The organism is Robinsoniella sp., assembly GCF_034124845.1.
Genome location: NZ_JAWYAJ010000417.1, coordinates 1 through 6,225, shown reverse-complemented (window position 1 = coordinate 6,225; position 6,225 = coordinate 1). Strand labels below are relative to the sequence as shown.

Genomic DNA, 6,225 nt, shown 5'->3' with positions numbered 1-6,225 from the left:
ACCGCCCAAAGACAGCACAGGAGTAGCTCATATATTGGAGCACAGTGTATTGTGCGGAAGTGAAAAGTTTCCGTCAAAGGATCCTTTTGTGGAATTGGTGAAAGGATCCCTTAATACGTTTTTGAATGCTATGACTTATCCGGACAAGACCATGTATCCGGTAGCAAGCTGTAACGACCAGGATTTCCGCAATCTGATGCATGTATACATGGATGCGGTTTTCCATACGAACATCTATAATAAGGAAGAGATTTTCCGCCAGGAGGGCTGGAACTATCATTTAGAGTCTCCGGAAGATGAACTGACTTATAATGGAGTGGTATACAATGAGATGAAAGGGGCTTTTTCCTCACCGGATGATGTGTTAGACCGGGAAATTCTGAATTCCCTGTTTCCGGATACGCCTTATGGGAATGAATCAGGCGGTGATCCGGCATTTATACCGGATCTTACGTACCAGGATTTTCTGGAATTCCACAGGAAGTATTACCATCCGTCCAACAGCTATATTTATCTGTATGGAAATGCAGATATGCAAGAGCGGCTGAAATGGCTGGATGAAGAATACTTGAGTAAATATGATATAATTCAGGTTGATTCTACTATTTCCATGCAGAAACCGTTTGAAAAACCCATCGAGATAAAGAAAAAATATTCCATTTCCAATACGGATGATGAAAAGGACAATACCTATCTTTCCTATAATGTTGCTATCAAAACCAGTCTGGATGTTCGGCTGGCAAATGCATTTTCCGTGATTGAATATGCATTGCTCACCGCTCCCGGAGCACCTTTGAAACAGGCACTGCTGGATGCGAAAGTCGGTAAAGATATTCAGGGATCTTACGACAGCGGCGTGTTTCAGCCAATCTTCTCCGTTGTAGCTAAGAATTCGAATATAGATGACAAAGACCGGTTTTTAGAGATTATAGGAGATGTGCTGAAAAAGGTTGTGAAAGAAGGCATAGATAAAAAGGCTCTTCTCGCCGGAATAAACAATATGGAATTTAAATTCCGAGAGGCTGACTACGGTTCCTATCCCAAGGGACTGATGTATGGAATAGATGTCATGGACAGCTGGCTGTATGATGATGCAGCACCATTTGATTACCTGAAACAGCTTGACATCTTTGAATTTTTAAAAGAGCAGACAGAAACCGGGTATTTTGAAAAACTGATTCAGGAATATCTTTTGGAAAATACACATGCATCTGTTGTAATTGTAGAACCTCAAAAAGGTTTAACCGCCATTATAGAAGAAGAGATAAAGAAAAAATTAAAAGAATATAAGGAAAGCCTTTCCCTGGAAGAAATACAGTCCCTGGTGGAAAAAACACAGAAGCTTCGTCTGTTTCAGGAGACACCTTCTACTAAAGAGGAACTGGAAGCAATTCCTATGCTGGAAGCCTCTGATATTAAAAAAGAAGCAGGAAGATTCTACAATGAAAAACATCTGCTGGGGGATACGACCGTTTTACATCATAATATGTATACAAACGGCATTGGATATCTAAAAGTTTTATTCGATACAAAATATGTACCGCTTGATTATATTCCGTATCTGGGAATTTTAAAAGCAGTCCTGGGCATGGTTGATACCCGGAATTACAGCTACGGTGAATTATTTAATGAGATTAATATCCACTCTGGCGGAATCTATCCCGGTATCGAAATTTTTGCTGCGGATAAACAGGGTGATTGCAGAGCAATGTTTGAAATGAAAGCTAAGATTCTTTATGAAAAGCTGGATTTTGCTTTTGATATGATGGAAGAAATGATCTTCACTTCAAAAATAGAAGATGAAAAGAGACTGTATGAAATCATTGCGGAAATAAAATCCAGGGTTTCTGTACGGTTAAATTCATCAGGACATTCTACGGCTGCTGTCCGCGCTATGTCTTATTTTTCACAATCTAGTGCATGGAATGATGCAGTCAGCGGAATTCGTTTCTATAAGCTCATCGAGTCACTGGAAGTAAACTTTGATGAAAAGAAAGAAGATTTGATACGTATTTTAAAAGAACTTATGAAACTGGTTTTCCGAAAAGACACGCTTCTGTGCAGCTACACGGCTGATGAAACGGGATTTACACCCCTGATGGATAGATTATCGGGATTGAAAGAGAAGCTGTATGAAGAAGAAGGGGTTATAACCCATGGAAAATTGGAGACAGATCAGAAGAATGAAGGCTTCCAGACTTCCTCTAAGATACAGTATGTTGCAAGAGCGGGAAATTTCGTACAGGCTGGACTTCAGTATACCGGCGTATTAAAGATCTTAAAAGTTGTGTTAAGCTATGAATATCTGTGGTTGAATATCCGTGTAAAAGGAGGAGCTTATGGCTGCATGAGCGGATTTGGAAAAACCGGAGATTCTTATTTTGTATCCTACCGTGATCCGAATCTTCGGAAAACAAATGAGATATACGTAGGTGTCGTGGATTATGTTAAGAATTTTACGGTAGATGACCGGGATATGACCAAATATATTATTGGTACCATCAGTGAAATGGATACACCATTGAATCCGGCAGCAAAAGGAAGCCGTTCCCTTGGCGCTTTTATCAGTAATGTTACTGAGGAGGATTTGCAAAAGGAACGGGATGAAGTATTAAATGCCACTCAGGAAGACATTCGGGCACTGTGGAAGATCATGGAAGCAATCGTAGCGGCAGACAATATCTGTGTAATCGGCAACGAAGAAAAGCTGGCGGCGGAAAAGGATCTGTTTAAAGTACTGGTTCCGTTTATCGGCTAATGCGTGTTTGTAAATTATTTTCGGACAGATGCATCTGATGAATGGTTCTGGGAGCAAAAGATAAATTATATGCTGCCTCTGGCAGCAGATTGGAGCAAAAATGAATACAGCAAGTTATAAATCGGGTTTTGTTACCTTAATCGGCAGACCGAACGTAGGGAAATCGACACTTATGAATTATTTGATCGGCCAGAAGATTGCGATTACATCTAACAAACCCCAGACTACCAGGAACCGGATTCAGACGGTTTATACCTGTGAAAAAGGGCAGATTGTTTTTGTAGATACACCTGGTATCCACAAAGCGAAAAATAAGCTGGGTGAATATATGGTGAACGTTGCCCAGAGGACTTTAAATGAGGTGGATGTGATACTTTGGCTGGTGGAACCAAGTACCTTTATCGGTGCAGGAGAACGTCATATTGCAGAGCAGCTATTGAAGACAAAGACCCCGGTTATTCTGGTTATCAACAAAATTGATACGGTAAAGAGAGAAGAGATCTTAAAATTTATCGATGAATACCGGAAAATATATGATTTTGCGGAAATCATTCCTGCTTCTGCCCTTAAGGGGCAGAACACTCAGGATATTATTGACACGGTATTTAAGTATCTTCCTTACGGACCGCAGTTTTACGATGAAGATACCGTAACCGACCAGCCTGAGAGGCAGATTGTTGCGGAACTGATCCGGGAGAAGGCGCTTCGCAGCCTGGATGAAGAGATTCCTCATGGAATTGCTGTTTCCATCGACAGAATGAAAGAGCGGACAGGTGGAAAACTGATGGATATAGAAGCAACCATCATCTGCGAGAGAGATTCCCACAAGGGAATTATAATAGGAAAAGGCGGAACGATGCTTCGTAAAATTGGATCCCAGGCCAGAAAAGAAATTGAGGATATGCTGGAAATGAAAGTGAATCTGCAGCTTTGGGTTAAAGTAAAGAAAGATTGGCGAGACAGTGATTTCCTAATGAAGAACTTTGGGTATGATAAAAAGGATGTCTAGAGTGCAGCTGATAATAATGCACCTGTTTGAATGCTTAATTCAGCCAAGCTTAGATTAGAAGGTGTAAAATGGGACAGACAGTGACGTTAACGGGGATGGTACTTTTAGCCGCCCCTATCGGTGATTATGATAAAAGGCTGGTGCTGCTTACAAAGGAAAGAGGCAAAATAACAGCATTTGCAAAAGGATCGAGGAGACAGAACAGCCCGCTTCTCGCGGCGGCGAATCCGTTTTCCTTCGGTGCATTTACCTGCTTTGAGGGCAGAACCTCCTATAACCTGATGCAGGCAGAGATCAGCAATTATTTTTCAGGGCTGTCCCAGGATTATGAGGCGGCCTATTATGGTTTTTATTTTATGGAAATTGCTGATTATTATGCAAGGGAAAATAATGACGAGGCGGAGATGCTGAGGCTGCTCTATGCAACACTGCGGGCACTTATGAATACCCATATACCCAATGAACTGATCCGGTATATATTTGAGTGGAAGTCAATGGTGATAAGCGGAGAATATCCCCAGATGTTTTGCTGCACCGGCTGCGGCATACAGGAGGATCTGCGGGCGTTTGTACCTGCAGGAGACGGTCTGGTCTGTAAAAACTGTCTTTCTGGATCGAAAGGGGCAGTCCTTCTGCTAGAATCCACTATTTACACCTATCAGTACATTGCTGCTTCTACTATTGAGAAACTCTATACCTTTACGGTGTCGGAGGAGGTATTGCGGGAAATGAAACGTCTTCAGAGCCGTCTGCGCAAAATTTACATGGATAAACAGTTTAAATCTCTTGATATTTTAGAGTCGATTGTTACATAAGTTTTAAATCGGCCCGTCAGAGTGTTCTTCTCCCAATAATTAGTTGAAAATATCATACTTTAAAGGTATAATAGTTGAAGCATGCCTTAAAATTCATTCCCGCCATCTGCACGCCCCAGCTTGCGGGATATTTGTCTCGAATACAGATTACGCAGCCCGCTGCGCGCTTTTCATTCGAGGCAAATATTCCACAAACTGTGAAGTACATCTGTCAGAAAGCAATTTTAAGACATGCTCCAGGATTATACAAGGAGGATGCAGTTTATTATGAAAAAAAGGAGAATTCTGGCGGTGATGGTTGGAGTTATGTGCCTGTTAAGCGGGTGCAGTAAATTATCGGCACCAGATGAGTCAGCAGTTTCAATTGGCAAAGACGGGGGAATTACCGGAACAGCGGTGGAGAGCCTGGATAAAGAGTATTATGATGAGACAGAGCTTAAAACTATGATTGAGAGTGAAATTAATGCATATAAAACCAGTTCAGGTAAAGATAATATTAAGCTGGACAAATTTAGTGTAGATGAACAAAAAGCAAAATTAATTATAGATTATGCTTCAGCGCAGGATTATGCGAATTTTAATCATGTAGAATTTTTTGTGGGTAAAATATCAGAAGCACAAAAATCAGGAGTTACCTTTGAGGGCGGCTTTCAGTCGGTAGAAGATGGCAAGGTTGCAAAAAGTGGTCTCACCAGCAGTGATGTACTGAAAAAAGATTATCAGATTGTAGTTATGGAAGAACCCGTTCTTGTACAGGTTCCCGGTAATATCCTTTACACAAGTGACAATGTAGAAGTGAAAGGGAAAAGTGAAGCTAAAATAAAATCGTCTGGGTCCGAAGCAGCTGCAGAAAAGCAGTCAGAAACAGCAAAGCAGGAAGAAACAGATTCGGAAACGGGCATGGTTTTATTGTCTCCCGAGAGCAGTAATTCCGGGACTTCTTCAAAAGAGGTTGAAATTGGTAAGAAATTAGCTTATATTATTTATGAGCTTGGATGATAAAGCAATAGCTATTTCTATAGCCGCCCGCCAGGATCGAATAGAATTGGTTCGCTGCAGTCAGAAATAAAATTACAGAAAATAAAATGAAAATAGAATGGAATGTGAGGAATTAACAATGGAAAAGACGATGGATAAAATTGTAGCATTGGCAAAAGCAAGAGGATTTGTATATCCGGGTTCCGAAATCTATGGAGGACTTGCTAATACCTGGGATTATGGAAATCTTGGCGTTGAGCTGAAGAATAATGTAAAACAGGCATGGTGGAAAAAATTTGTAACAGAAAATCCTTATAATGTAGGTGTTGACTGTGCTATTTTAATGAATCCCCAGACATGGGTTGCAAGTGGACATCTGGGTGGGTTCAGTGATCCTTTGATGGACTGTAAAGAATGCCACGAGAGATTCCGCGCAGACAAAATGATTGAAGATTTCTGTGCTGAGAAAGAAATCCCAGTGGAAGGTTCCGTAGATGCATGGAGCCAGGAAGAGATGAAGAATTTTATTGACGAGCATCAGATTCCATGCCCTACCTGCGGCAAACATAATTTTACAGACATCCGTCAGTTCAACCTGATGTTCAAGACGTTCCAGGGTGTTACAGAAGATGCGAAGAATACTGTATATTTAAGACCCGAAACAG

General features: G+C 41.1%; 5 protein-coding genes and 1 pseudogene. 5 read left to right on the top strand and 1 reads right to left on the bottom strand.

The genetic code is table 11. The features are described from left to right. The 3 genes from ACH2DQ_RS20655 to recO form a co-directional block, all read left to right on the top strand. On the top strand, positions 1-2,758 hold a 2,758-nt coding region (locus ACH2DQ_RS20655), incomplete at its 5' end, for an insulinase family protein (protein ID WP_395028126.1). Between the two features lie 100 nt (positions 2,759-2,858). Further along, complete coding sequence (era, locus tag ACH2DQ_RS20650) at positions 2,859-3,767, top strand: GTPase Era (protein WP_394912363.1); 909 nt, start codon at positions 2,859-2,861, stop codon at positions 3,765-3,767. A 68-nt stretch (positions 3,768-3,835) separates the two neighbouring features. Then, on the top strand, positions 3,836-4,582 hold the full coding sequence (recO, locus tag ACH2DQ_RS20645) for a DNA repair protein RecO (protein WP_394912362.1): 747 nt from the start codon (positions 3,836-3,838) through the stop codon (positions 4,580-4,582). A gap of 52 nt (positions 4,583-4,634) precedes the next feature. Here the strand turns inward: recO and ACH2DQ_RS20640 are convergent, their stop codons facing one another. Next, on the bottom strand, positions 4,635-4,790 hold the full coding sequence (locus ACH2DQ_RS20640) for a DUF6783 domain-containing protein (protein ID WP_394912361.1): 156 nt from the start codon (positions 4,788-4,790) through the stop codon (positions 4,635-4,637). 59 nt (positions 4,791-4,849) lie between these two features. Here ACH2DQ_RS20640 and ACH2DQ_RS20635 point away from each other — a divergent pair, with 59 nt between their 5' ends. Beyond that, complete coding sequence (locus ACH2DQ_RS20635) at positions 4,850-5,581, top strand: hypothetical protein (RefSeq protein ID WP_394912360.1); 732 nt, start codon at positions 4,850-4,852, stop codon at positions 5,579-5,581. 118 nt (positions 5,582-5,699) lie between these two features. Continuing rightward, positions 5,700-6,225, top strand: a pseudogene (locus ACH2DQ_RS20630) (glycine--tRNA ligase); the annotation flags it as partial.

Bases quoted from the DNA above. Each gene is read 5' to 3' on its own strand.
- recO (WP_394912362.1), top strand. From the start codon at position 3,836: ATGGGACAGACAGTGACGTTAACGGGGATGGTACTTTTAGCCGCCCCT.
- ACH2DQ_RS20640 (WP_394912361.1), bottom strand. From the start codon at position 4,790: ATGTACTTCACAGTTTGTGGAATATTTGCCTCGAATGAAAAGCGCGCA.
- ACH2DQ_RS20635 (WP_394912360.1), top strand. From the start codon at position 4,850: ATGAAAAAAAGGAGAATTCTGGCGGTGATGGTTGGAGTTATGTGCCTG.
- era (WP_394912363.1), top strand. From the start codon at position 2,859: ATGAATACAGCAAGTTATAAATCGGGTTTTGTTACCTTAATCGGCAGA.